At 68.7% G+C, this 24,306-nt stretch carries 20 protein-coding genes and 1 tRNA gene; 10 read left to right on the top strand and 11 right to left on the bottom strand.

All coding sequences use genetic code 11. The features are described 5' to 3' along the window. Positions 1 to 5 precede the first annotated feature (5 nt). The 5 genes from ABIC66_RS08815 to ABIC66_RS08835 all read left to right on the top strand — a co-directional run bounded on the left by ABIC66_RS08815 (position 6) and on the right by ABIC66_RS08835 (position 6,601). Positions 6 to 1,118, top strand: coding sequence for an NAD(P)/FAD-dependent oxidoreductase (locus tag ABIC66_RS08815; protein WP_354069484.1), 1,113 nt, complete (start codon positions 6 to 8; stop codon positions 1,116 to 1,118). 244 nt (positions 1,119 to 1,362) lie between these two features. Continuing rightward, complete coding sequence (locus tag ABIC66_RS08820) at positions 1,363 to 4,608, top strand: S41 family peptidase (RefSeq protein ID WP_354069486.1); 3,246 nt, start codon at positions 1,363 to 1,365, stop codon at positions 4,606 to 4,608. Positions 4,609 to 4,813: 205 nt separating this feature from the next. Next, positions 4,814 to 5,875, top strand: a complete 1,062-nt coding sequence (locus ABIC66_RS08825; protein ID WP_354069487.1) for a glycosyltransferase — start codon at positions 4,814 to 4,816, stop codon at positions 5,873 to 5,875. A 106-nt stretch (positions 5,876 to 5,981) separates the two neighbouring features. After that, a tRNA-Met gene (locus tag ABIC66_RS08830) sits at positions 5,982 to 6,058 on the top strand. A gap of 81 nt (positions 6,059 to 6,139) precedes the next feature. Next, complete coding sequence (locus ABIC66_RS08835; RefSeq protein WP_354069489.1) at positions 6,140 to 6,601, top strand: hypothetical protein; 462 nt, start codon at positions 6,140 to 6,142, stop codon at positions 6,599 to 6,601. On the opposite strand, the gene ABIC66_RS08840 is transcribed toward ABIC66_RS08835, so the two are convergent. From ABIC66_RS08840 to ABIC66_RS08855, 4 genes are all read right to left on the bottom strand, one after another. Next, positions 6,534 to 7,538, bottom strand: coding sequence for a glycerophosphodiester phosphodiesterase family protein (locus ABIC66_RS08840; RefSeq protein WP_354069490.1), 1,005 nt, complete (start codon positions 7,536 to 7,538; stop codon positions 6,534 to 6,536). The genes ABIC66_RS08835 and ABIC66_RS08840 overlap by 68 nt on opposite strands. Positions 7,539 to 7,676: 138 nt before the next feature. Further along, positions 7,677 to 9,074, bottom strand: coding sequence for a glycoside hydrolase family 47 protein (locus tag ABIC66_RS08845; RefSeq protein ID WP_354069492.1), 1,398 nt, complete (start codon positions 9,072 to 9,074; stop codon positions 7,677 to 7,679). A gap of 190 nt (positions 9,075 to 9,264) precedes the next feature. Next, on the bottom strand, positions 9,265 to 10,692 hold the full coding sequence (locus ABIC66_RS08850; protein WP_354069493.1) for a sensor histidine kinase: 1,428 nt from the start codon (positions 10,690 to 10,692) through the stop codon (positions 9,265 to 9,267). A gap of 104 nt (positions 10,693 to 10,796) precedes the next feature. Beyond that, positions 10,797 to 11,255: an Lrp/AsnC family transcriptional regulator gene (locus ABIC66_RS08855; RefSeq protein ID WP_354069495.1), complete on the bottom strand. Its 459-nt coding sequence runs from the start codon at positions 11,253 to 11,255 to the stop codon at positions 10,797 to 10,799. A gap of 120 nt (positions 11,256 to 11,375) precedes the next feature. Between ABIC66_RS08855 and ABIC66_RS08860 the strand changes: the two genes are divergently transcribed. After that, positions 11,376 to 12,581, top strand: a complete 1,206-nt coding sequence (locus ABIC66_RS08860; protein WP_354069496.1) for a methionine gamma-lyase — start codon at positions 11,376 to 11,378, stop codon at positions 12,579 to 12,581. 124 nt (positions 12,582 to 12,705) lie between these two features. Here the strand turns inward: ABIC66_RS08860 and ABIC66_RS08865 are convergent, their stop codons facing one another. Further along, positions 12,706 to 13,677, bottom strand: coding sequence for a glucokinase (locus tag ABIC66_RS08865; RefSeq protein ID WP_354069497.1), 972 nt, complete (start codon positions 13,675 to 13,677; stop codon positions 12,706 to 12,708). A gap of 217 nt (positions 13,678 to 13,894) precedes the next feature. Between ABIC66_RS08865 and ABIC66_RS08870 the strand changes: the two genes are divergently transcribed. Further along, positions 13,895 to 14,248: a PilZ domain-containing protein gene (locus ABIC66_RS08870; RefSeq protein ID WP_354069499.1), complete on the top strand. Its 354-nt coding sequence runs from the start codon at positions 13,895 to 13,897 to the stop codon at positions 14,246 to 14,248. Positions 14,249 to 14,331: 83 nt separating this feature from the next. Here ABIC66_RS08870 and ABIC66_RS08875 read toward each other — a convergent pair whose 3' ends face one another. The 3 genes from ABIC66_RS08875 to ABIC66_RS08885 form a co-directional block, all read right to left on the bottom strand. Further along, the gene (locus tag ABIC66_RS08875) at positions 14,332 to 14,766 is read right to left on the bottom strand and encodes a helix-turn-helix domain-containing protein (protein ID WP_354069500.1); all 435 of its coding nucleotides are present in this window, start codon (positions 14,764 to 14,766) and stop codon (positions 14,332 to 14,334) included. Between the two features lie 304 nt (positions 14,767 to 15,070). After that, entirely contained in the window at positions 15,071 to 16,597 is a 1,527-nt protein-coding gene (locus tag ABIC66_RS08880) for a response regulator (RefSeq protein WP_354069502.1), read from the bottom strand. A 197-nt stretch (positions 16,598 to 16,794) separates the two neighbouring features. After that, positions 16,795 to 19,629: a TonB-dependent receptor gene (locus ABIC66_RS08885; RefSeq protein WP_354069503.1), complete on the bottom strand. Its 2,835-nt coding sequence runs from the start codon at positions 19,627 to 19,629 to the stop codon at positions 16,795 to 16,797. A 483-nt stretch (positions 19,630 to 20,112) separates the two neighbouring features. On the opposite strand from ABIC66_RS08885, the gene queC reads away from it, so the two are divergent. The 3 genes from queC to ABIC66_RS08900 all read left to right on the top strand — a co-directional run bounded on the left by queC (position 20,113) and on the right by ABIC66_RS08900 (position 22,031). Continuing rightward, positions 20,113 to 20,841, top strand: a complete 729-nt coding sequence (gene queC, locus ABIC66_RS08890; RefSeq protein WP_354069505.1) for a 7-cyano-7-deazaguanine synthase QueC — start codon at positions 20,113 to 20,115, stop codon at positions 20,839 to 20,841. A gap of 116 nt (positions 20,842 to 20,957) precedes the next feature. Then, positions 20,958 to 21,590: a 7-carboxy-7-deazaguanine synthase gene (gene queE / locus ABIC66_RS08895; protein WP_354069507.1), complete on the top strand. Its 633-nt coding sequence runs from the start codon at positions 20,958 to 20,960 to the stop codon at positions 21,588 to 21,590. 75 nt (positions 21,591 to 21,665) lie between these two features. Then, positions 21,666 to 22,031 carry a 6-pyruvoyl trahydropterin synthase family protein gene (locus ABIC66_RS08900; RefSeq protein ID WP_354069509.1) on the top strand — a complete coding sequence of 122 codons (366 nt, stop codon included), beginning with the start codon at positions 21,666 to 21,668 and terminating at the stop codon, positions 22,029 to 22,031. Between the two features lie 39 nt (positions 22,032 to 22,070). Here ABIC66_RS08900 and ABIC66_RS08905 read toward each other — a convergent pair whose 3' ends face one another. The 3 genes from ABIC66_RS08905 to aroC form a co-directional block, all read right to left on the bottom strand. Beyond that, positions 22,071 to 22,298, bottom strand: a complete 228-nt coding sequence (locus ABIC66_RS08905) for a hypothetical protein (protein WP_354069510.1) — start codon at positions 22,296 to 22,298, stop codon at positions 22,071 to 22,073. 48 nt (positions 22,299 to 22,346) lie between these two features. Next, positions 22,347 to 22,892, bottom strand: a complete 546-nt coding sequence (locus ABIC66_RS08910) for a response regulator (protein ID WP_354069512.1) — start codon at positions 22,890 to 22,892, stop codon at positions 22,347 to 22,349. A gap of 179 nt (positions 22,893 to 23,071) precedes the next feature. Further along, positions 23,072 to 24,187, bottom strand: a complete 1,116-nt coding sequence (gene aroC / locus ABIC66_RS08915; protein WP_354069514.1) for a chorismate synthase — start codon at positions 24,185 to 24,187, stop codon at positions 23,072 to 23,074. Positions 24,188 to 24,306 lie beyond the last annotated feature (119 nt).

Here is a 24,306-nt window from a genome sequence, read left to right on the forward strand (position 1 = left end):
GCTCCATGACCGACTTCGATTTCGACGCCGTCGTCGTCGGCGCGGGCGCCGTGGGCCTGGCCTGCGGCTACGCCCTGTCCAAGCGCGGCCTGATCGTCGCGGTGCTGGAAAGCGAGGCCCACATTGGCCAGGGCGTGTCGTCGCGCAATTCCGAGGTGATCCACGGCGGGCTCTACTATCCGACCGGCTCGCTGAAGGCCCAGCTGTGCGTGCAGGGGCGGCGGCTGCTGTACGCGTTCCTCGACACGCACGGCGTCGCCTACAAGCGGTGCGGCAAGCTGGTGGTGGGCACCTCGGACGAGGAGATCCCGCGCCTCGACGCGATCTGGGACCAGGCCCTGGCCAACGACGTCGAGGGCATGGAGCGGCTGACCGGCGAGCAGGCGCGGGCCATGGAGCCAGGCCTCAACGCCCACGCGGCGCTGCTGTCGCCGCAGAGCGGCGTCTTCGCCAGCCACGACTACATGCTGGCCCTGCAGGGCGAGATCGAGGCCGCCGGCGGGGCGGTGGTGCTGTCGACGCCGTTCGAGGGCGCCGAAGCGCTGCCCGGCGGCGGCTTCACGGTGCGGGCGGGCGGCGCGGATCCGACCAGCCTGACCTGCCGCCTGCTGGTCACCGCGCCGGGCCTGTCCTCGCAGGAGGTCGCCGGCCGCATCGACGGCTATCCGGCCGACCACATCCCCAAGGCCCACTACGGCAAGGGCGTCTATTTCCGCCTGATCGGCAAGGCGCCGTTCCAGCGGCTGATCTATCCGCCGCCGATCCACGGGGCCCTGGGCACCCACTACCGCAACGACCTGGGCGGCCAGGCGGTGTTCGGCCCGGACCTGGAATACGTCCCCGCGCCCGACTATTCGGTGGACCCGGCCAAGGCCGACGCCTTCGCCGCCTATATCCGCAAGTTCTGGCCGGACCTGCCCGACGGCGCCCTGACTCCCGACTACGCCGGCGTGCGGCCCAAGCTGCACGGTCCCGACGAGCCGCAGCCCGATTTCCAGCTGCGCGGGGCCGAGGACCACGGCCTGGAAGGGCTGATGGCCCTGTTCGGCATCGAGAGCCCGGGCCTGACCAGCTCGCTGGCGATCGGCGAGGCGGTGGCGGCGCGGTTGCTGGGCTAGTTCCATCCTCCGCGCCCCCGGCGAAAGCCGGGGTCCAGACCTCAACGCGCTTTGGGTGACTGGAATAGCGCCGCCCTCCTAGAACCCACCCCAGCGCTCTTCCATCTGGGTCCCGGCTTTCGCCGGGAAGAGCGGGGAAGGGGGCGTGAAAAAATGGGCCAGCATGAACCTTTGTTCACGATCGGCCTCACCGAACCCCGTGCTAGCAATTCCGACATCGGAGTTTCCGGGACGAGGGGCGTTCATGGGTCTGGGGTTCCCAGTGGGATTTAGGGCGCTGCTGAGCGCCGTGTCGGCGGCCGCGCTGAGCGTGGCGATCGCTTCCACCGCATGGGCCGCCGAGGGGCTGCCGTCGTTCGCCGAGCCGGCCCTGTCGCCGGACGGGAGCGAGATCGCTTTCGCCTCGGGCGGTGACCTCTGGACCGTCCCCGCCGCGGGCGGCCAGGCGCGCCTGCTGGTCACCGACGAAGCCACGGAGTCGCGACCGCTCTATTCGCCCGACGGCAAGTCGCTGGCCTTCGTCTCGACCCGTTCGGGCGTCGCCAACCTCCACCTGCTGACCCTGGCCACCGGCGAGGTGCGCCGCCTGACCTATGGCGACAGCCCCGAAAGCCTGGACGGCTGGTCGCGGGATGGGAAATGGATCTATTTCACCTCGGGCGTGAACGACGTCTCGCGCCTGGGCGACATCTATCGCGTCGCCGCCAGCGGCGGCACCCCTCTAGAAGTCAGCCGCGAGCGCTATCTGAACGAATTCCAGAGCGCGCCGTCGCCGGACGGCAAGTCGATCGCCCTGATGGCCAAGGGCATGTCCAGCGCCCAGTGGTGGCGCAACGGCCACTCACACATCGACGAGAGCGAGCTGTGGCTGAAAGCCATCGACGGCGCGGGCTATCAGCGGCTGCTGCCGGCCGGCGCCAAGCATTCGTGGCCCATGTGGACGCCCGACGGCAAGGCGCTCTGGTACATGAGCGACGAGAGCGGGACCGAGAACCTGTGGCGGCTACCGCTGGGTGGGACGCCCCAGCAGGTGACCCGCTTCACCGACGGCCGGCTGCTGTGGCCGACCATCGGCTATGACGGCAAGACGATCGTCTTCGAGCGCGACTTCGCCGTCTGGTCGCTAGACACCGCCAGCGGCAAGGCGACCAAGCTTCCGATCGCCCTGCACGGCGCCCCCGCCGCGGCCGGCGAGGAGCACAAGAACGAGACCAGCTTCGACAGCCTGGCCCTGTCGCCCGACGGCAAGAAGGCCGCGATCATCGCCCATGGCGAGGTGTTCGCGGTCTCGACCAAGGACGGCGGCGCGGCCCAGCGCGTCACCCGCACGCCGATCCTGGAGCGCGACCCGGTGTGGTCGCCCGACAGCAAGAAGCTGATCTACGTCTCCGAGCGCGACCGGGCCGCCAACCTCTATGTTTACGACTTCGCGACGGGACAGGAGACGGCGCTGACCACCGGCGGGGCCCGCAACACGGTTCCGGTCTGGTCGCCGGACGGCAAGGTCCTGGCCTATGTCCGCGATGGCAAGGAGGTCCGGACGATGACCTTCGACGCGGCCGGCAAGGTCGCGGCCGACCGGGTGCTGTATCAGGGCCCGCTGGGCGGCTTCGACGAGCAGCCGCTGACCTGGTCGCCCGACGGCCGCTGGATCGCGTTTACCGTCACCGACCGCAAGGCGTTCGACAACGTCAACGTCGTGTCGCTGGATGGCGGGGCGGCGCGGCCGGTGACGTTCCTGGCCAATGGCCAAGTGGGCAAGGTCGCCTGGGCGCCGGATGGCAAGTACCTGCTGGTCGCCATGGGCCAGCGCAGCGAGGACGCCAGGATGCTGCGCGTCGACCTGCTGCCCAACGTGCCCAAGTACCGCGAGGACGCCTTCCGCGACCTGTTCAAGCCGGCCGACACGCCCGACAAGCCCGCCGACCCCAAGGCCGAGCCGGCCAAGACCGACACGCCGGCCAAGCCCGTCGCCGACACCAAGCCGGCCGCGCCGAAGAAGAAGGCCGAGCCGGTCCGCATCGTATTCGACGGCCTGCGCGAGCGGGCCAGCTTCCTGCCGCTGGCGGGGATGGACGTCGGTGACGCCTTGATCAGCCCCGACGGCAAGACCCTGGTGTTCCGCGCCCGCCAAGCCGGCCAGACCAACTTCTACACCTACAGCCTGGACGAGCTGGCCAAGGAGCCGGCCGTGCCGGTGCAGCTGACCTCGACCCGCAAGCCCAAGGGCGACATCGCCTTCTCGCCCGACGGCAAGGAGGTCTGGTTCCTGGAGGGCGGCGCGATCGTCTCGACCCCGATCGATACGCCCAAGCCCAAGCCCCTGGCGGTCAACGCCGAGCTGGATGTCGACTTCGACGTCGAGAAGACCGTGGTGTTCGAGCAGGCCTGGGGCGTGCTGGATCGCGGCTTCTACGACGCCAAGTTCCACGGCGCCGACTGGGGCAAGCTGCGCGAGCGCTGGGCGCCGTATATCGCCGGGGCGCGGACCGGCGACGAGCTGCGCCGGAACATCAACCTGCTGATCGGCGAACTGAACGCCTCGCACTCGGGCATCAGCAAGCCGGCGGATCCGGCGGCCCAGATCGTGCGCGCCGCCAATCTTGGCCTGCGCTTCGACCGCGACGCCTACGAGGCCGGCAAGGGCCTGGTGATCCGCGAGGTCATCGCCCTGGGCCCGGCGGCGCTGGAAGGTTCGATCAAGCCGGGCGAGACCCTGGTCGCGGTCAATGGCGAGACGCTGTCGCCGGGCGTCAATCTCGACCGCCTGCTGCGCGGCGCGGCCGGCAAGCGGACGGTGCTGACCGTCGGTGACGCCGCCGGCAAGACCCGCGAGGCGATCGTGCGTCCGGTCGCCACCACCACGGCCACGGGCCTGCTGGATCGCCAGTGGGTCAATGACCGCCGCGCCTATGTCGACAAGGTCAGCGGCGGCAAGCTGGGCTATGTCCACATCGCCGACATGTCGGACGGCTCGCTGGCCCAGCTCTATATCGACCTCGACGCCCAGAACCAGGGCAAGCAGGGCGTGATCGTCGACGTGCGCAACAACAACGGCGGCTATGTGAACGGCCACGTGATCGACGTGTTCGCGCGCCGCAACTACCTGATGATGACCCCGCGCGACCGCTTCCCGGTGCCGTCCCGCCAGAACCTGGGCCAGCGCGCCCTGGGCCTGCCGACCGTGCTGGTCACCAACGAGTCGTCGCTGTCTGACGCCGAGGACTTCACCGAGGGTTACCGCGCGCTCGGCCTGGGCAAGGTGGTCGGCAAGCCGACGGCCGGCTGGATCATCTTCACCGGCGGCCGCCAGCTGATCGACGGCTCGAACGTGCGCCTGCCGTTCATCCGCATCGAGGATCTGCGCGGCCAGAACATGGAGCTCAATCCCCGGCCGGTGGACGTGGATGTCGAGCGCCCGCTGGGCGAGACCCTGGCGGGGACCGACGCCCAGCTGGACGCGGCGGTGAAGACGCTGCTGGGACGGTAGGCTCAGCAGGCCCCCCCTGGCCTGCTGCGCAGGCCGTCCGCCCCCGGAGGGGGCAGAAGGTGCGGATCCTTCTTCCCCCTCCGGGGGAGGAGCGCCGGAGGCGCGGAGGGGGCCTGTGCGGCATCTAACTTCACGGCTCCCGCGTTGACACCACGGCCGCCTCCCACGATGGTCGCGGCCCGTACCGTCTCCGCCGGAGCCTGCCTTGACCAACATCCTGCACGCCATGCTGGGCAAGGGCTTGGGCGGCCTGGAGCAGGTGTTCCTGGACTATCAGCCGATCCTCGAGGCGTGGGCCGCCAAGCGCGGCGGTCGCTGCGTCGGGGTGGTTCGGGCGGGCGGCAAGATGGCGCTGGCCCAGGCCGGGCGGACGCCGCCGCTGGCGACCATGCCGGCCTTCACCGACTGGGACCCGATCACCGTCGGCGCCGCCCGCGCCCTGGTCCGGGCCAACGCGCCGAAGCTGATCCTCAGCCACGGCCAGCGCCCCGCGCGGGTGTTCGCCAAGGCCGCCCCGAAGGATGTGGTCCAAGCGGTCTGCGTCCACAAGCCCTCGTTCGACGTGACGCCGGGCGCGCACTATCTCTGCGTCGGCCAGCATCTGGCCAAGCTGGCGATCGAGCGCGGCGCGCCCGAGGACCACGTCCACGTCATCCCCAACGCCGTCGCGCCGCCGGCCGCCCACGCCGCGCCGTTCACGCGCCAGAAGGACGGGGAGGGCGAGGGCGCGCCGATCAAGATCGTCGCCGCCGGCCGCCTGCACACCAAGAAGGGCTTCGACGTCCTGATCCGCGCCGTCGGCAAGCTGCGCGCCTGGGACTACGACGTCACCTGCGAGATCGCCGGCGAGGGCGACGAGCGCGACGACCTTGAGGCCCTGATCGCGGAGCTGGACCTCGACCCTTGCGTGAAGCTGGTCGGCTGGACCGACGACGTCGCCGGCTTCCTGGCCACGGGCGACCTGTTCGCCTTCCCCTCGCATCAGGAGGGCTTCCCGTTGACCCTGCTGGAGGCCATGGCCGTCGGTCTGCCGGTGGTGGCGTCCGAGATCGATGGGCCGATCGAGATCCTCAAGGAGGGCGTCACCGGCCGCCTGGTCCCCGACGACGACCCCGACCGCCTGGGCGAGGCGCTGGGCGAGCTGATCAGCGACCGCGACACCGCCCGCCGCCTGGGCGCGGCGGCCCGCGATCTGGTGCTCAGCGAATATGGCCCGGTCGAGCTGACGCGGCGCCTGGAGGCGGCTTTGGACGGAATGTTGTCCTAGAGCGCGTCAGGCGAAAGTGTAGGCGGTTTCGCCGCCCGACACGCGCCAACTCTAAGGCTTGATACGGCGCGCGCTCGGAGGTATGACCCGCGTCCGTCCTGGCGATGGCTGGGTAGCTCAGATGGTTAGAGCGGTGGATTCATAACCCACAGGTCGGCGGTTCGATCCCGCCCCCCGCCACCAGGACGGACCGAATTCTCCTTACAATTTAGAGCCTTGGGCCTGGCTGGGGAACGCCGCCGCAGCGCCGCCCGTTCTCGCCCCATGGCGCGCGCTCCCAAGGTCTTCACGTGGTCGGACGGCTTTCACCGCTACACCGTGGCGGCGACGTCGCGCGTCAAGGCGCTGGAGGCCTGGGAGACCGATCGCGATCTGTTCAAGGAAGGCGTGGCCGCCGAAGCGCCCGACGCGCCCGACGCCAAGGCCGCGCTGGCCGCGCCGGGCGCGGTGATCCGCCGGGCCGAGGGCGGCTTGAAGTCGGCCGTCGACAAGCTGCCGAAGCCCAAGGTCAAGAAGGTCGACATCGCCGCCGAGGCCAAGCGCAAACAGGCCCTGGCCGAGGCGGAGGCCGAACTCGAAGCGGCGGAGGTCGAGCAACGCGACGCCGAGGCCGAGCTGGAACGCCGTCGACGCGCGCTGGACGCCGAGGCCGCCGCCCTCAGCGACTCCTGGACGACGCGCCGATCGCGGCTGGAGGCGGCGATCCGGCGTCTGCGACCGCGATAGCGGTTCCGCCGCGCAGGTTGCGGCGCTCCAGATAGTCCAGCAGGGCGGCCGGATAGTCGGTCTGGACGATGCTGACGCCCTGGTCGATCAGCCGGCCCCAGGCCTTGTGCGGATCGCGCAGGGCGGCGCGGTCGCCGGACTGGTCCAGCATCCCCTTCAGGCCTTTCTGCGCCAAGGTGTTGGTCCAGACGCGGATGCGGGCGGCGCGGGCGGCGTCGCGGACGGCCATGAAGCCCTGGCGCTTCAGCGCGACCATCTCCACGGCCGGGATCTGGCGCGCGCCCGAGGCCTGCAGGGTGGTGATCCGGCCCAGGCCGTCGGCGCGGCGGGCGGCCTTGCCCGCCACCATCGGCATGAACGCCAGGTCGCGGTAGAGCGGCTGGTCGGCGATCGGCGCCGCGCCCAGGCCGGCCTTGGCCTTGAACAGCACCCAGTCGGCGGCCCCGGCGCGGCGCGCGATCTCGGCGGCCTCGGCGGCGTAGGGGCCCTTCAGGTCGAGATTGATCAGGATGCGGCCGCGGGCGGCGGTCAGCAGGGCTTCCAGGGTCGGCGGCGCCTCGGCCCCGCCCTTCAGGCCCAGCGCCTGGATCTCGGGCAGGGTCAGGTCGGCGACGCGGCCCTTGCCGTCGGTGGTCCGGTCGACCTTGGCGTCGTGCATGACGACCAGGGCGCCGTCGCGGGTGCGGCGCACGTCGATCTCCACCAGGTCGACGCCCAGGGCGACGCAGCGCTCCAGGGCGGCCAGCGAATTTTCGGGAACGTCGTGTTCGAAGCCGCGGCTTGGGGCCGACCGGTGGCAGGCGCGGTGCGCCACGACCAGGACGCCGTCGGCCGGATCGTACAGCCGATCGCGCAGCGCGCCGGCCTGGGCCGAGCCCGCCGCCGCCAAGGCCGCTCCCCCAAGGACGAGGGCGATCGAAAACGCGGGAAGTCGCATGGTCTAAAAGCCCCCCGAGCTTTCTCCGCCTATGTCTGATTCACGCGACAGACATGCGGCGGTTCGGGCTCACTGGGATGACGTCGCCGGTTAACCTTTGCCGCAGGTGTGGGGGGCGACATTTTGGCGTTCACGCCCTCACACCTTCCTGAAACCCCGCAGGACGTTCGCTTCGGTGCTGAGCTGCAGCTTGGCGTAGTCGATGCGCGGCGTGTCCGAGAACAGCAGATAGTAATATTTCATCTGCTCCGACCACCAGTAGCCGGGGCAGTTGTCGCCCTGGGTCATCGGCTTGGTCGTGATGTCCTTCAGCGCCGTATAGCCATAGGCGGCGCGGCTGGTGGCCTTCATCTGGCGATAGTGGATGGCCGCCAGGGAACGATAGCGCTCGTCGCGGTCCAGCAGCCACAGGTTCAGGCAGGCGTCGGCATATTCGGGGCGCAGGCCGGTCGCCTTGCGACGCGGCTGGCGGGTGGCGATGTCGATCGATTCCGGAATGATCCCGAACGTCGCCTGCAGCTCGGTGAACGAGGCCAGATAGTCGTCGCCCTCGGCCTTGTGGCCGACCTGGCCCAGCAGGCCCGCATAGTAGGCGGCCAGCTCGCTCTGGGCGGTGTTCAGCACCGAGCCGGTCTCGTAGTCGACCATCGGGAACCATAGGCGGCCGTCGTAACGCTTGGCCTGGTGGGCCAGCTGGGCGGCGGCGCACTCCTGGGCCCAGCGCTTGCAGTCGGCGTCGCCGAACAGCGCCCAGGCGTCCCACAGGTACTCGTAGAAACTGTCGGCATAGACGTCGATGCTGGCCGCGCGGCTGATGTACTCGCCGGTGCGCGCGTCGATGTTGGCGGCCATCAGGCCGATCTTCGAGCGGCGGTCCAGGGCGTGCTTCATGGCCCGCTTGGCGATGTCGAAGTAGCGCTTGTCGCCGGTCAGCTGGCTCAGCACCCCGAACTCGGTGATGTAGGTGCCGATCTCGGCCAGGTTGGTCTCGGGGTCGCGGACCGCGCCCGTCTTCAAGTTCACATAGCGCCAGGGCAGGCCGTGGGGCGAGGCCTCGAAGGCCTTCAGGAGACGGTCGGCCAGATCCTTGGCCTTGGCCAGCAAGACAGGATCGCCGCAGGCCAGGTGGGCCGAGATCAGGCCCCCGACCAGGCGGATATTGGTCTCGAAGACCTGGGCCTCGCCATTGACGTCGAATGACAGATTGGTCTTCACCCAGTCGACCCCGGCCTGGAATTCGGCGTCCAGGCCCATCAGCCACAGGGTGTCCAAGGCCTCGACCAGGGACAGGCCCAGGTCATGGCCCTCGATGAAGAACGAGCTGGCCGTGCCGCTGACCGGATTGATCTCGTCCTTGCCCCAGGCCTTGGCGACATAGCCCCGCCAGGCCCATTGGAACTCGTTGCGGACGTCGGCGGCCAGAGCCTTCCAGTCCTCCTTGGCGGGCTTCGCGGCGGCGGAGGCCAGCCCCGGCGCGAGGCCGGCGGCGAGAGCGGCGGTCAGGGCGGAGCGGCGCGTGAGTCGGGCGAGCGTCATGGGCGCCAGCCTACCGATGGTCGAGCCTGGGATCGAGAGGGCTGAGAGGGCCGAGAAAAGGCCGGACGGGACTCACGACGCCCCGCCCGGCAAAGGCGCCCGGCGGGTGGGATGCGCCGGGGATCTCTAGCAACGATAGGACGACACAACCTTGACTAAACCGCCATAGCTGGATCGATCAATTTTTCTGTCAGGCGGGCGGCAGGGCCGAACTATCTTCCGGAATCTCGGGTAGGCGGGCGCGCAACAGGCAGCTCAGACCCGCTGGGCGATAGTCCATGGTCGCCGAGCCCTTCAGTTCGCCGCGCAGGCTGCGCTCGATCAGGCGCGAGCCGAAGCCTTTGCGAGTCGGCTCGGCCACCGTCGGGCCGCCGGCCTCGGTCCAGGTGACCTCCAGCACGCGGGTGTCGGAATCGTAGGTCCAGGACAGCGCCACCTGGCCGCCGCTATTGGCCAGGGCCCCGTACTTCAGGGCGTTGGTCGCCAGCTCGTGGAAGACCAGGGCCATGGTCAGCGCCCCGCCGGGCTGCAGCCGCACCGGTGGGCCCTCGATCGCGACCCGCGCGCCGGCCTCGTCGAACGGACGCAAGGCGCGCTGGGCCACCTCGCGCAGCTCGGCCCCGTGCCAGCTTTCGCGGGTCAGGATGTCGTGAACGCCCGACAGGCCCATCAGCCGCGCCTCGAACTTCTCGAAGGCGACTGTCGGGTCGGGTTCGTTGCGCAGCGTCTGGGCGGCCATCGACTGGACGGTGGCCAGGGTGTTCTTCACCCGGTGGTTCAGCTCGTTGATCAGCAGGCGCAGCTGGCTCTGGTGCTGCGCCTGCGCGTCCTCGGCCTGCTTGCGCAGGTTGATGTCGGAGACGATCACCAGCAGGCAGGCCGGTTCGTCCCCGGAGCGGACCAGCGAGACGGTCAGATGCAGCCACACCGTCTCGTCCGGCCGCGCGCCGACGAAGCGGCGGTCGGCCGAATAGGTGTCGATCTCGCCGCTCAGCAGGGCGCGGCCCTGGGCCAGGGCCATGTCGAGGTCGTCTGGATGGACCATGGTCGGCAGCCGCTGCCCCAGCAGGCCGTCGCGGTCACGGCGCAGGATGGCGCAGAAGCTGTCGTTAGCCTCCAGGATAACGGCGTCGGTCGACAGCCGCGCCACGCCCATCGCCGCCTGGTCGAACACGGCGCGATAGCGGGCCTCGGCCGCTTCGAGCTGCCGCCTCGCCTGGACCGTGGCGGTGACCACTTCGGTATAGAGCACCAGGCCGCCGATCTCGCCCCCGCCATTCTCGTTGGCGTCGGTGCGCCAGGGGGCCATGGACCAGCGGATCCACTGGATGCGCCCGTCGCGATCGACATAGGGGTCGCCCTCGTGACGCAGCTCGACGCCCTCGGCGATGACCCGGTCGTGCAGGTCGCGCCACTTCTGGGGCACCTCGGGAAAGACGTCGTAATGGCGCTGGCCGATCAGCGGCAGGTCGGCGGGCAGGTTCTGGTCAGTGAGATATTGTCGCGAGGCGGCCAGATAGCGCATCTGCCGATCGAAGATAGCGATGCCCAGCGGCGCGTGCTTGAGCGCGGTCGTGACGCTTGGGGAGGCTGAAAGGGGCGGCGCTTCGTCGATCATTGTTTCTTTATCGTACTGGCCCACGGCCAGGCTTCGACTGACTTTCGCGTGAGCCGTATCCACGGCGCGCCCTCTTTGCATATTTTCGTTTCTTACGCTGCGCGTCACCCCGCCACAGGAAACACGCGCGTCTGCTTGACGACGCCATAGGCGAAACTGGTGTCGATCGAGGCGATGCCGGGGATGGCGTGCAGCTTGCGGCGCATGAAATCCTCATAGGCTTCAAGGCTGTCGACGATAACGCGCAGCAGGTAGTCGTCGCTCCCGGCCAGCAGGAAGCAGTCCAGGATCTGGTCGATGCGCTGCACCTGCGCCTCGAAGCCGGTGATCAGGTCCTGGCTGGGGCTGTTCAGACGTACGCGGACGAAGACGGTGATCGGCAGGCCGTAGGCCTTCTGGTCCACGAGGGCGGTGTAGCCGGTGATCACCCCCTCGGCCTCCAGGTTGCGCACCCGGCGCAGGCAGGGGGAGGGCGACAGGTTCACCCGCTCGGCCAGGTCCTGGTTGGTCAGGCGGCCGTCCTTCTGCAGCTCGCGGATGATCTGGCGGTCCTTAGCGTCCATCGGGGGTGTCCATGTGCGACGTCTTGAGCAGAATCTGCCAAAACAAAGGTCCATCGTAGCAGACTTCGCAATCCATTGCGCCCGGCTCCACGCCAAAGTCGCGTCAGCAAGGAGTGAGACATGCGTAACGACGAGGCCGGTTTTTCCACTCGGGCGATCCATGCGGGCTACGACCCCGCCGACGAGCACGGGGCGCTGACGCCGCCGCTGCACCTGACGTCGACCTTCGCCTTCGACAGCGCCGAGGCCGGCGGCGAGATGTTCGCCGGAACGCGCGAGGGGCACTTCTATTCGCGGATCTCCAACCCGACGACGGACCTGCTGGAGCGTCGCCTGGCCAGCCTGGAGGGGGCGGAGGCCGCCGTGGCCACGGCCTCGGGCATGGGCGCGATCACCGCGACCTTGTGGAGCTTCCTGCGGGCCGGCGACGAGGTGATCACCGACCAGACCCTGTATGGCTGCACCTTCGCCTTCCTGCGCGACGGCCTGACCCGCTTCGGCGTCACGGTGCGCCAGGTCGACATGACCGATCCCGCGGCCCTGGCGGCGGCGATCTCGGACAAGACCCGGATCGTCTATTTCGAGACCCCGGCCAATCCGAACATGCGCCTGGTCGACATCGCCGCGATCAGCGCCATCGCCCATGAGGCGGGGGCCAAGGTGGTGGTCGACAACACCTACGCCACGCCTTTGCTGACGAGGCCTCTCGGCCTCGGAGCGGATGTCGTCGTCCACTCGGCCACCAAGTACCTGGGCGGCCATGGCGACCTGGTCGGCGGGATCGCCGCCGGCGGGGTCGAGGACATGGCCCGCGTGCGCCTGGTGGGCGTCAAGGACATGACCGGCGCGGTGATGTCGCCGTTCACGGCCTTCCTGGTGCTGCGGGGCCTGAAGACCCTGGCGCTGCGCATGGCGCGGCACTGCGAAAGCGGCGAGGCCGTCGCCCGCTGGCTGGAAGCGCATCCGGCGGTCGCGAGCGTCCGCTATCCGGGCCTGGAAAGCTTCCCGCAGCGCGACCTGGCCGCGCGGCAGATGGCCCGCGGCGGCGGCATGATCGCCTTCGAACTGAAGGGCGGCCACGCGGCGGGGGTGGCGGCCATGAACCGCCTGACCATGATCCGCCGGGCCGTCTCGCTGGGCGACGCCGAGACCTTGATCCAGCACCCGGCCAGCATGACCCACTCGCCCTACACGCTGGCGGAGCGCGCGGCGGCGGGCATCGGCGAAGGGCTGGTGCGGCTGTCGGTGGGGCTGGAGGACGTGGCGGATATTCTGGGGGATCTGGAGCGGGCGCTGGAGATGGCGAAGGTGGCGGAGGGGGTCTAGCCGTGCGCCTCGTCACGGCGCGTATCCGCGCCGCGCCTCCTCCCCCGCTTCGCGAGGGAGGAGGGATGTCATCCTCCCCCGTTGCAACAGGGAGGTGGCCCGGAGGGGGCGCTTACGCCGCCCCTCAGCAATCCAAGAACTTCACCTCTTCGGCCGAGTACTTCATGTCGCTGGCGCTGAAGAGGCCCGACAGGCCCAGCAGGGTGCAGCGGCCGACGGCCAGATAGACCGGGATGTCCTTGAGGTAGGCGCTCATCCGGCCCTTGTCGGCGAAGCGCCGGGCGAAGGCGGCGTGGTCCAGCAGGCCGTCGATGCGCTCCATCAGCGGGCTGTTGACATAGACCCCGCCGCGGGCGGCGAACAGCAGGGCCAGGTCGCCGGCATAGGCGCCCAACAAGGCGCTGAAGATCGACACCGCCTCGCGCGCGATCGCGTCGCCATCGCGCAGCCGCGACAGGATCAGGTCGTCGTTGTCGGTTTCGCCGCCGCCGAGCGCCCAATGGATGTCGGTCAGGCCCGGCTGGGACAGGAAGTGCTCCGCCGAGACCCTGCCGTACTTCTTCTGCAGGGCGTCGAACACCGGGACCTCGCGTGGTTCGCCCGGCGTGAAGTCGATATGGCCGCCCTCGCTGACCACCGGGACCCAGCCGTCGACGCGATGCGGCGACAGGCCCGCGACCCCGAGGCCGAGATTGGGGCCGATCACCGCGATCTGCGCGTTCTTGGCCGGCTTGCCGTCGTGAATGATGGTCATGGCCGAGGGCGCCAAGCGCGGCGCGCCCAGGGCGCAGGCCGCGAAATCGTTGAGCAGGGCGACGCGCGGGGTCTTCAGCACCGCCCGCAGCCAGGACTGGGTCAGGGTGAAGTCGCCGGCGGTCATGGCGATCGCGCCGTCGATCTCGGGGCCCGCGCCGCAGACCGCCGCCCCGACCAGCTCGCCGTGGCCGGCCATGGCCGCGGTCAAGTGCTGCTCCAGCTCGCGCAACGAGGCGCAGGACAGCTCCTGATGATCGCGCGGCGGATCGCCGGGGCGTACGACCGCCACCGCCAGGTCGCGCCCGTTCACATCGGCCAGTAGGACCGATCCCTTCGCCATGTCGTTTCCTCTCGAGCCGGTTTCGCTTCGGCTTCAGATCATTTGTTGTACCGGTAACATTGCCCGGTAAACGCAAGCTTTCCCTGAGAAAGCGCGCCGCGACAAGGTTGTCATTTTGAACGCCCGCGCCCCGGTCCAGGTTCGAAGCCCGTTAACCTTCCCTACAAAAATCCTAAATTTGCACGGGCGATTAACCGCGCCGTGCGTTTATCCCGGCATGGCGAAGTACGCGTCAGGCGTGGACAACGATCGGCGGACAGCGGTCCGCATACAAACACAGCGGTCCGGCAAGGTCCTCTGCGGCGCCTTCGCGTGGGATTGCGTGATCCGGGATCTGTCTAGCAGCGGCGCGCGCATCCAGATGCTGTCGAACACAGCGCCGCCCGGGAAAGTTCAGCTGGTCGACCTGGCCGCCGGCCTGGCGCACGACGTGACGGTGGCCTGGCAGCGCGACCGCGACGTTGGCCTGCGCGTCCTGCGCACCTACGACCTGCGCGGCCTGGCCCCGGCCGCCGCGGGCATGGCCAAGCGGATCTGGCTGGCGTCGCAGTCGGACGTGTCGACAGGCTGAGCGCGCCCCCAGAAACGACAAAGACCCCGGCCCGCCGACCGAGGTCCCGTCTCAATCACGCCGCGGGTCGCGCGGCGAGCCGTCTAGGCGGCGTCGCCGCGGGCGGCTTCGTCGGCCATCGCGCGCACCAGGTCCAGGACCTGGCGACGGACGCGGCCGCGGCCGATGCGCGGGAACACCTCGGCCAGCTCCAGGCCTTCGGGCGTGGTCAGGAACTCTTGGACCACGCGCTCGGCGTGCTGGGCGGCGTCATCGACTTCCGCGCCGCTCATGGGATCGGCCAGGCCGTCGAAGAAGAACGACACCGGGACCTGCAAGGTCTTGGCGATCTCGTACAGCTTCGAGGCGCTGACGCGGTTGGCGCCGCGCTCGTACTTCTGCACCTGTTGGAAGGTCAGGCCCAAGGAATCCGCCAACTGCTCCTGGCTCACGCCCAGCAGCTTGCGACGCATCCGGACGCGACCGCCGACGTGCAGGTCGACGGGGTTGGGGCGTCGGCCTTCAGTTTCTTCACTCATCGTTTTTCCGCCTCCAACGGTTGTTCGGGGAAAATGACACGACCGTGACGCTGGTGGAAGCAAGGGACCACTGTGCGCGGCGTTACGTCGCGATGGTTTAGCTTCCATCCCCGATTCGAGGAGGCTAGTCGCCCGAGAGGCGATTCGCCGCCAACCGACGCGCGACCAGCTTTCGTCAAGCGAGTATCGCGAGCGGGTTGGGGCTTTAAATGCTGTCATCCCGGACTCACGCGTGAAGCCGGCGATCTTCCGGTATCCGCTCTTTCCGCGAGTTCAGGGATCTAAGGCTTCCGCGGCAGCCGCCTCAGGCCGCTTCCTCGGCCTCGTCCTCGCCGCCCAGCAGGGCGCTCAGCACCACGGCCAGGCGTTCGGGCTTGATCGGCTTTTCGACGACATCCTGCATGCCGGCGGCGACATAGGTCTGAACGTCGGCGGGGTCGGCGTTGGCGGTCAGGGCCACGATCGGGACCGAGCCGCCGCGGCCGGCCATGTCGCGGATGGCGCGGGTGGCGGCGATGCCGTCCATGCGCGGCATCTTGATGTCCATCAGGATCAGGTCGTAGCGGCCGCTCTTGGCCATCTCGACGGCCTCGACGCCGTCGACGGCCTGTTCCGAGGTGCACTCGAACATGTCGCACAGCGCCTCGGCGACCATGCGGTTGGTGGCGTTGTCGTCGACGATCAGGATGTGCGCCGCGCGGCCGGCGGGGGCGCTGTCGGTGTCGGGCGCCTCGGCCTGGGTCGACGCCGCCTCGGCCGAGAGCGAGAAGCCGACGGTCAGGCCGGCGCCGCGATTGGCTTCGGCGTGCAGCGGGCCGCCCATGGCGCGCAGCACGCGGTGGGCGAGGGCCAGGCCGACGCCGAGGGCCATCTCGTTGCTGTCCCGCAGGCTGACGGGGCCCAGTGGGTCGTTGATCCGCGCCAGGCGCTCGTCGGTGTGGCCGCCGGTATTGTCGCGCACCAGGCCTTCCAGATGGACGATCTCGCCTTCGCAGCGGGCGGTCAGGCGGGTCTCGATCATGCCGCGGCCGGCGGCCAGGGCGTTTTCGATCAGGACGTCGAACACCTGCAGCAGGCGCTCGCCGTCGACCTGGACGCCGCATTCCGGATCGCCGTCATAGGAGACCAGCAGGGTCGAGCCGCCTTCCTGGGCGCGGGCGGCCCAGCGGGCCTCTACCGCGTCGGCGAAGTCGCGCAGGCGGGTGGGGGCGGGAGCCAGGGTCAGCTGGCCTCGGGCCGAGCGGTGCAGGTCGATGGCCCGGGCGACCGTCGCGCTCATGTCGCGGCTGGTGTCGCCGATGGCGCGGACGAAGGCCGAGGCGTCGGGCGTCAGGCGTTGCTGCTCGAGGCGCTCGGTGATGGCCAGGACGCCGTCCAGGTGCGCGCCGATGTCGCCGGCCAGGCGCTCGACCATGGCCATGGCGTCGCGCGCGTCGCGCTGGCGGCGACGGTGCGAGGCGAGCAGCGAGCCCAGGCCGCCGACGCCGGCGTAGCGGCCGGCGGCGTCGACGGCGACGTAGGCGGTGCGGAACACTGGGGTCGGGCTGTCGGCCAGGCCGTTGACGAACAGGTCGGCGGCGGTCGCGGCCGAGACGACTCGCGGCTCGGCGTCCATGATTTCGGAGATCGGCTTGTCGATCAGGTGCGGGCCGGCCACGCGCATCATGCCCTGCAGCACGTCGCGATAGACCAGACCGACGGGCGCGTCGCCCTCGACGACGGCCAGCGCGGGCAGGGCCGGATCGGCGTCGAACATCGCCGCGACCGCGCCGGACGGCGTGTCCGGAGAGATCGGCGCGCGAGTATCGATCAGACGAGTGAGCGTTTCCATGCGGCGCTTCGCTGGGACTTTGGACGGGCACCTTGCCCTGGGCGCCCTTGCGGAGTCGTTAAGTTGGTCGCGCTCTCAGCGCGGTAGCATCGGAAAGCGTTCGCTTTTTCGTTTCGGGAGCGCCGGCGGAAGCAAAGCGGAAGAAAAAAGGGCGGCGATTGTCCGCCGCCCCTCTAGAGATTCCTCGCGGAACCGGACTACCAGGACTTGGTGATCGCCACGCCATAGAGGCGCGGTTCGGCTGTGATGATGTTGGTGAACAGGCCCGAGCTGTCGTCCGTCGTATAGGCGTCGACGATCGGGGTCTTGTTGCCGATGTTCTTGACGTAGGCGTCGATCGACACGCCCCATTCGGGCTTCTCGACCTTCAGGGTGATGTTGCCGTTGTCCCAGGACTTCAGGGTGTCGTAGGCGGTGTTGTAGACGCGGGCGAACTGCTTGGTCTGGCGGTAGTAGTCGCCGCGCAGGGTCGCCGACCAGCCGTTGGCCAAGTCGAAGGTGTACTGGGCGCCGACCGAGGTGGTCCAGTGCGGCGAGTTGGGCAGCTGGTTGCCCGACAGATTGGCCGTCGTACCTTCGATCGAATAGCCCGCGCCGTAGGCGTAGAGGCCGGTGCCGTTGGCCAGGAACGCAGCCGTGGCGGCGGGCAGGCCCGCGCCGCCTAGGGCGGCCGGCGTGGCCAGGAAGCCTTGGTAGGCGGCCGCGCCGGAGCAGGCGAACGGCAGGGTGGCTCCCGCGCCGGCGGCCAGGATGGTCGCCACGCCGGCCGTGGTCAGCACGCAGTTGGCGCCGACCGACGAGGCGTTGGGCCCCACCTTCACGACCGTGTAGGCCGGGTTGGACTGGGTGCGGTTCATGGTGTCGATCGAGGTGACGCCGTCGCCGATCTTGGTGTGCAGATAGCCGATGTTGGCGTTGAGCTTCAGATTGTGGACCGGCGACCAGATGCTCTCGATCTCGAAGCCATAGACCTTGGCGTCGACGTTCTCGTTCACCGAGGTGCGGTTCACGATCTTGGAAATCTGATAGCCCTTGTAGTCGTAGGTGAAGCCGGTGGCGTTGAAGAGCAGGCTGCCGCCCAGCATCGTGTTCTTGGTGCCGACTTCGATGGCGTTGACGAACTCTGGCCCGAAGGTCTGCTTGACGCCGATCGCGCCAGCCGGAACACCCGGATTGATGCCGCCGCCCTTGTAGCCCTTGGAATAGAAGGCATAGAGCAGGGTGTCGTCGGTGAAGCCCAGGTGGGCCTTGTAGTCGACGCCGAAGCGGCCGGTGGTCTCGCTGAAGCGGGCCCGCTGGTCGGGATTGGTCGGGCTCAGGGTCAGGCCGTAGCCGGGGGCCAAGAGCACGGTCGAGTAGTTCTTGACCGCCTTCTTGTCGCGGGTCTGGCGCAGGCCCAGGGTGAATTTGAGGTCGTCGTTGACCTGGTAGTAGACCTCGCCGAACAGGGCGTCCGACACCAGGGTGTAGGGCGTGCGGTTGTCATAGTAGTTGTGACCGTCGCCGGTCGGATTGGCCGCCGTGTCGATGCCGATGCAGCTGGTCGGCAGGGTGGCCGGATTGCAGTTCGGATTGCCGGTCTTGGAGAAGTTCAGGGCCAGCGACGACAGGGTCAGCGAGTTGCCGATCACGTAGTAGTCGGTCAGCGTCCGGTAGGTGAAATGGATGCCGCCGACGTTGAAGTTCAGCGGGCCCTCGAAGTTCGACTGCAGCCGCAGCTCCTGGCTGAACTGCTCGGACCGGCCCGACGAGATGTCGATCGTCGTGAACTTGTTGGTATTGCCCACCTGCGGGTCGTTGAAGAAGCCGCCGGGCGTGAACGGTGTATTGTTGAACGGGACCGCCGAGACGTTGCGGTTGTAGTCCTGCTTCGTCCAGACGCTGCCCTTGCCGTACGAGGTCATGGCCGTGAAGGTCAGTTCGTCGGAAATGTCGTAGTTCAGGGTGAACTGATAGGTGTTCGAGCCCGAGGTGTAGACCGGATCCAGCGCGGTCTCGATCTCGCGCAAGTTGGTCGAGGTGGTGTCGCCGGCGTTCACGTCACCGGGGGTGAAGCCGAAGATGTTGCCCAGCAAGCCGGTCAGCGAGCCCGACGAATTGACCGTGCCATAGGCCGTGGGCGCGTATAGCGAACCGGGCAGGCAGCCCTGGGTCAGGAAGACCCGGGACGCGCCGGTCGGCACGCCGCCGACGGTGGCCGGTCCGTTGTCCTTGGTGCAGAGCTGCTTGCCGGTGCGGGCCCGGTTGTCGTTCTCGTGGAAGCGTTCCCACAGGAAGTTGGTGCGCAGCTTCTCGGTCGGATTGAACATCACCTGGACGCGGGTCGAATAGAGGTCCCGGTCGTCGACCTTGTGGCCGTTGAAGGTGTTGGTGACGAAGCCGTCGCGCTTCAGCGTCGTGCCGGCCAGGCGGACGGCCAGCTTGTCGCCGAAGATCGGCACGTTGACCATGCCGCGGAACTTGGTCGAGTTGTGGTTGCCGTACTCGGCGCGGATGTTGGCCTCGAACTGGTCGACCGGCTTGGCGGTGATCACATTGACCACGCCGCCGGTGGCGTTGCGGCCGTACAGCGTGCCCTGCGGGCCGCGCAGCACCTCGACGCGCTCCACGTCGTAGAACTCGGCCTCGAACAGGTTGCCCGACTGCTGCGGGGCGTTGTTCATGTGGACGCCGACGCCCTGGTCGGCCGAGGCCCCGACGGCCTTGGCCCCGATGCCGCGAATCTGGAAGTTGAAGCTGTTGGTGAAGTTGCTCTTGGCGAAGGTGACGTTCGGGATCGCCAGCTGCAGGTTAGGGCCGCCGTCGATCTTCTGCGCTTCCAGGCTGTCCTGGCTGAAGGCCGACACCGCGATCGGCACGTCCTGAAGCGCTTCTTCCTTCTTCTGAGCCGTGACGACCAGCTCTTCGATGACGGTGGTGTTCTGTTGGGCAGGCTTGGCCTGCTGGGCGAAAGCGGGGACCGCGAAGCCGGAGATCGCCAGCGCCGAAGCGCCCATGACCAGCAGGCTCCGCATACGCGGAGTTTGCGACATTGAATTCCCTCCCTGAACCCAAGCGGCGCCTTATGGGTGGAGCCTGCGAGGGTCGATGTTTCCTCGGCGCCGTACTGTTTTTCACCACGCGGGCGTACGGCGAGCCCCTCGCAGCATTCGCGGATTGCATACTTGCGTTTGAAAGCTGTCAACTGGCCTGATCATAAGTGAACGGCGATAGGTTACAGCTTTTCACTTTCCGGGAGGTGGTGTTCTCCTGTCGCGGGTAAGTTTCGATCGCATTAGAAGGTTGGGTTTGGGGCTTCCCTAACGGAACGTCGACGCGTGAAACGCCCACGGGCCTGGCCATGACGGAGAGAAGCTTTGCTTCGCGGACGAAAGACTTCGTCTTGGTTCGTCGTCGGAGTATCGCGCCAGTCGCGCCTTTCGCCGCCTCGGCCTGGCCCCACTGTTCCGGTGCGGCCTTGCCTCGTGTAGAGGAGGGGCCATGTTCCCCCTCCTTGTGGAAGTCGAGTGCCTCGCATGAGCCCCCATGCTAGCGAAGCGGCCCTGGTTCTGTTTTCCGGCGGCCAGGACAGCAGCGTCTGCCTGGCCTGGGCGCTGGAGCGCTACGGCCGCGTCGAGACCGTCGGCTTCGACTACGGCCAGCGCCACGTGGTCGAGATGGAGGCCCGCCAGGCCGTGCGCCGCGAGATCGCCGCGCGCTTCCCGCGGTGGGCCGACCGCCTGGGCGAGGACCACGTGCTGGACATTCGAAGCTTCGGCCAAGTGGCCCAGTCGGCCCTGACCGCCGACCGCGCCATCGAGATGACCGAGCGCGGCCTGCCCTCGACCTTCGTGCCCGGCCGCAACCTGGTGTTCCTGATCTACGCCGCCGCCCTGGCCGACCGCCGGGGCGTCGACGCCCTGGTCGGCGGCATGTGCGAGACCGACTTCTCGGGCTATCCCGACTGTCGCCGCGATACGCTGGACGCGATGCAGAACGCCCTGAACCTGGGCATGGACCGGAACTTCCGCGTCGAGACCCCGCTGATGTGGCTGACCAAGGCGCAGACCTGGGGCCTGTCCAAGGCGCTGGGCGGCGAGGACCTGGTCCGGCTGATCGTCGAGGAAAGCCACACCTGCTACCAGGGCGAACGCGGCCAGCTGCACAGCTGGGGCCACGGCTGCGGGACCTGCCCGGCCTGCGCGCTGCGCGAGAAGGGTTATGTCGAGTGGGACGCTGGCGGGCGCGAGGCGCTCAATGCGTAGCATCAACAACGCTTGTCATCCCGGAAGCGCGCAGCGCTATCCGGGACCGCCGGAAACGCAAGCCCTTGCCGCGGTCCCGGCTCTCCGCTGCGCTGCGGCCGGGATGACAGTTTGAAATGACCTACTCCGTCAAAGAGATCTTCCTGACCCTGCAGGGCGAGGGCGGCCAGGCCGGCAAGGCGGCGGTGTTCTGCCGTTTCGCCGGCTGCAACCTGTGGACCGGCCGCGAGCAGGATCGGGCCAAGGCGGTCTGCACCTTCTGCGACACCGACTTCGTCGGGACCGACGGTGAGAACGGCGGCAAGTTCGCCACGGCCGATGACCTGGCCGCCGCCGTCGAGGCCCAGTGGACCGGCGGGCCGGACGACCGCCTGGTGGTCTGCACCGGCGGCGAGCCCTTCCTGCAGCTGGACGACGCCGCGATCGCGGCCCTGCACGCGCGCGGCTTCCAGATCGCGGTCGAGAGCAACGGCACGCTCGAAGCCCCGGCGGGGATCGACTGGATCTGCATCAGCCCCAAGGCCGACGCCCCCGTGGTCCAGACCTCGGGCCAGGAGCTGAAGCTGGTCTTCCCCCAGGACAAGGCCATGCCGGAGCGCTTCGCGGACCTGGATTTCGAGCGCTTCTACCTGCAGCCGATGGACGGGCCGGACCGCGACAGGAACACGCAATTGGCCGTCGCCTATTGCCTTTCCCACCCACAATGGCGTTTAAGCGTCCAAACGCACAAATATCTCGGCCTGCCCTGACGGATAAGGCGCTCGACTTGGTGACAGGGTCGATGCGCTAGAGCCTCCCAGGCCTAGTCAAAAGAAGCTACAGAGATGAAGCCCGTCTTCGAGATCACGAAGGCCGCGTTCTTCGACGCGGCCCATTTCATCGAGCAAGGTCCGTCGGACCACCGCTATCGCAAGCTGCACGGTCACTCGTTCAAGGTCGAGGCCAGCGTGCGCGGCGAGATGCAGGAAGCCGGCTGGGTCGCCGACCTCGACACCCTGGACGGCGCGCTGAAGGCCGTCGCGGCCGAGCTGGACCACGGCCTGCTGAACGACCGCCCGGGGCTGGAGACCCCGACCCTGGAGCGCCTGTGCCTCTATTTCGCCGAGCGCCTGAAGGCCCAGTTCCCGGGCTTGTCGCGCGTGGTGCTGTCGCGCCCGACCATCGGCGAAAGCTGCGCGCTGAGCTTGTAGGTCTCGTAGATCCTCCCCCGCGCGCGGGGGAGGATCTCGTTAGCGCCGATACTCGTCGCGCTCGGCGCGGTCCTTCTTGCCGTCGCCGGGGATCACCGCCTTGCCGGTGGCCACGACCGCCTTGCCAGCGCCGCCGACGACCGCGCCGGTGACGCCGATGGCCGTGCCGGCCACCGTGCCGACCGCGGCGGCGGCCAGGCAGCCGGTCTGCGAGAGGGCGACCGTCGTCAGGACGGCGGCGATGGGGACGAAGCGGCGAAGGGTCATGGTGAAGCTCGTAAAACGCTGTTCACCACGTTCTACAGCCGCAAACGTTTAAATTCTCCGCGTCGGATGGCCGCGCCGGGCGGCGTCCTCGGGATCGTCCACGAAGGTCGCGCGGTCCTCTTCCCGCCGCCGGGGGCCGGCGTAGCGGGGGTCGTCGCGGCGGCGGCGGTCGGGGCCGAAATAGTCCTTGGCGCGCACGAACGGGCGCGGGTTCTCGATCAGCAGGGTCAGGCGGTGGATGACGCCGCGCGCGGTGACCGGCTTGACCAGGAACTCGTTGACCCCGGCGTCGCGGGCCTCGTGCACCCGGCGTTCAGTCGAGTGGCCGGTGATCATCACGATCGGCGCGAACGGGTTGGGGCTGTCGGGCGAGCGGCGCAGCAGGTTGGCGAAGTCGATGCCGTCCAGCCCGTTCATCGACAGGTCGGTGAACACCACGTCGATCGCGGTGGTCCGCATGATAGACAGGGCCTCGGCGCCGTCCATGGCCTCATAGACTTGACGCACGCCGATGGCCCGCAGGATCTCGATCAGCAGCATCCGCATGTGCTGGTTGTCGTCGACTAGCAGGATCTTCAGGAGATCGAACCGCACGCGATGAGCCCCCTCCGCCGCGTTGCCCTTGATCGCAACCTATGCGGGCGATGCTCGCTCGTCAGGGGATGCGCTTGGGCGAGCCTTATCCCTGCAATCGTCTGCACGTCAATAAAAAATCGAGCTAAATCAGTGGTAAGACCAATTTGGCTGAAGTTCTTTGACCTATGTTCGCGCTGTCATCGGCTCGCGCCAGGCGCGAACACCTGGCCGCCGGTCTGGGCGCGATGGCGCAGGAAGGCGTCGGCCAGCACGCAGGCGACCATGGCCTCGACCACCGGCACGCCGCGAATGCCAACGCACGGATCGTGGCGGCCCTTGGTGCGCAGGTCGATCTCCTCGCCGGCCTCGTTGAGGGTTTGGCGGGGGATCAGGATCGACGAGGTCGGCTTGAACGCGACGCGAGCCACCACCGGCTGGCCGGTCGAGATGCCGCCCAGCACGCCGCCGGCGTGGTTGCTGAGGAACACCGGGCCGTCCTCGCCCATCCGCATGGCGTCGGCGTTGTCCTCGCCGGTCAGGACGGCGCTGGCGAAGCCCTCGCCGATCTCGACGCCCTTGGCGGCGTTGATCGACATCAGGGCGGCGGCCAGCTCGGCGTCCAGCTTGCCGTAGAGCGGGGCGCCCCAGCCGGCGGGCACGCCGACGGCCTCGACCTCGACCACGGCGCCGGTCGAGGAGCCGGCCTTGCGGATCATCTCCAGGTGCTGTTCCCAGACCGGAATGATGGCGACGTCCGGCGACCAGTAGGGGTTCTGCTCGATCTGGGCCCAGTCCCAGTTATCGCGGTTGATCTTGTGCGGGCCGATCTGGACCAGGGCGGCGCGGATCGTCACGCCGGGGATCACCAGCCGGGCCACCGCGCCCGCCGCCACCCGCGCGGCGGTCTCGCGGGCCGAGCTGCGCCCCCCGCCGCGATAGTCGCGCACGCCGTACTTGGCGAAATAGGGATAGTCGGCGTGGCCCGGGCGAAAGGCCTGGGCGATCTCGCCGTAGTCCTTGGACCGCTGGTCGGTGTTCTCGATCATCAGGCTGATCGGCGTGCCGGTGGTCCGCTGGCCGTCGGTGCGCTCGTCCTCGAACACGCCCGACAGGATGCGCACCGCGTCCGGCTCCTGGCGCTGGGTCACGAACTTGCCGGCGCCTGGCCGGCGCTTGTCCAGGAACGCCTGGATCATCTCGGCCGTCAGGGCGATGCCGGGCGGCACGCCGTCGACGACGCAGCCCAAGGCCGGGCCGTGGCTTTCGCCCCAGGTGGTGACGCGGAATAGGTGACCGAAGGTGTTGTGCGACATGGGCGGGGTTTAGCGGAAAGCTGGGCGCGTCGCAAAAGGGGGCACGGCCATGCCGCCAAATCGTGTCATCCCGGCCGAAGCGTAGCGTAGAGCCGGGACCCAGGGGCCGTGCGCACCGC

This window comes from Caulobacter sp. 1776 (assembly GCF_040545685.1).
GTDB lineage: Bacteria > Pseudomonadota > Alphaproteobacteria > Caulobacterales > Caulobacteraceae > Caulobacter.

Excerpts from the sequence above, each read along its gene's own strand:
- ABIC66_RS08900 (WP_354069509.1), top strand. The coding sequence starts at position 21,666 with ATGAAGCCCGTCTTCGAGATCACGAAGGCCGCGTTCTTCGACGCGGCC.
- ABIC66_RS08865 (WP_354069497.1), bottom strand. The coding sequence starts at position 13,677 with ATGGCGAAGGGATCGGTCCTACTGGCCGATGTGAACGGGCGCGACCTG.
- ABIC66_RS08840 (WP_354069490.1), bottom strand. The coding sequence starts at position 7,538 with ATGCGACTTCCCGCGTTTTCGATCGCCCTCGTCCTTGGGGGAGCGGCC.
- queE (WP_354069507.1), top strand. The coding sequence starts at position 20,958 with ATGACCTACTCCGTCAAAGAGATCTTCCTGACCCTGCAGGGCGAGGGC.
- ABIC66_RS08885 (WP_354069503.1), bottom strand. The coding sequence starts at position 19,629 with ATGTCGCAAACTCCGCGTATGCGGAGCCTGCTGGTCATGGGCGCTTCG.
- ABIC66_RS08855 (WP_354069495.1), bottom strand. The coding sequence starts at position 11,255 with ATGGACGCTAAGGACCGCCAGATCATCCGCGAGCTGCAGAAGGACGGC.
- ABIC66_RS08870 (WP_354069499.1), top strand. The coding sequence starts at position 13,895 with ATGGCGAAGTACGCGTCAGGCGTGGACAACGATCGGCGGACAGCGGTC.
- ABIC66_RS08875 (WP_354069500.1), bottom strand. The coding sequence starts at position 14,766 with ATGAGTGAAGAAACTGAAGGCCGACGCCCCAACCCCGTCGACCTGCAC.
- ABIC66_RS08815 (WP_354069484.1), top strand. The coding sequence starts at position 6 with ATGACCGACTTCGATTTCGACGCCGTCGTCGTCGGCGCGGGCGCCGTG.
- ABIC66_RS08835 (WP_354069489.1), top strand. The coding sequence starts at position 6,140 with ATGGCGCGCGCTCCCAAGGTCTTCACGTGGTCGGACGGCTTTCACCGC.
- ABIC66_RS08860 (WP_354069496.1), top strand. The coding sequence starts at position 11,376 with ATGCGTAACGACGAGGCCGGTTTTTCCACTCGGGCGATCCATGCGGGC.
- ABIC66_RS08850 (WP_354069493.1), bottom strand. The coding sequence starts at position 10,692 with ATGATCGACGAAGCGCCGCCCCTTTCAGCCTCCCCAAGCGTCACGACC.
- ABIC66_RS08905 (WP_354069510.1), bottom strand. The coding sequence starts at position 22,298 with ATGACCCTTCGCCGCTTCGTCCCCATCGCCGCCGTCCTGACGACGGTC.
- aroC (WP_354069514.1), bottom strand. The coding sequence starts at position 24,187 with ATGTCGCACAACACCTTCGGTCACCTATTCCGCGTCACCACCTGGGGC.
- ABIC66_RS08845 (WP_354069492.1), bottom strand. The coding sequence starts at position 9,074 with ATGACGCTCGCCCGACTCACGCGCCGCTCCGCCCTGACCGCCGCTCTC.
- queC (WP_354069505.1), top strand. The coding sequence starts at position 20,113 with ATGAGCCCCCATGCTAGCGAAGCGGCCCTGGTTCTGTTTTCCGGCGGC.
- ABIC66_RS08820 (WP_354069486.1), top strand. The coding sequence starts at position 1,363 with ATGGGTCTGGGGTTCCCAGTGGGATTTAGGGCGCTGCTGAGCGCCGTG.
- ABIC66_RS08880 (WP_354069502.1), bottom strand. The coding sequence starts at position 16,597 with ATGGAAACGCTCACTCGTCTGATCGATACTCGCGCGCCGATCTCTCCG.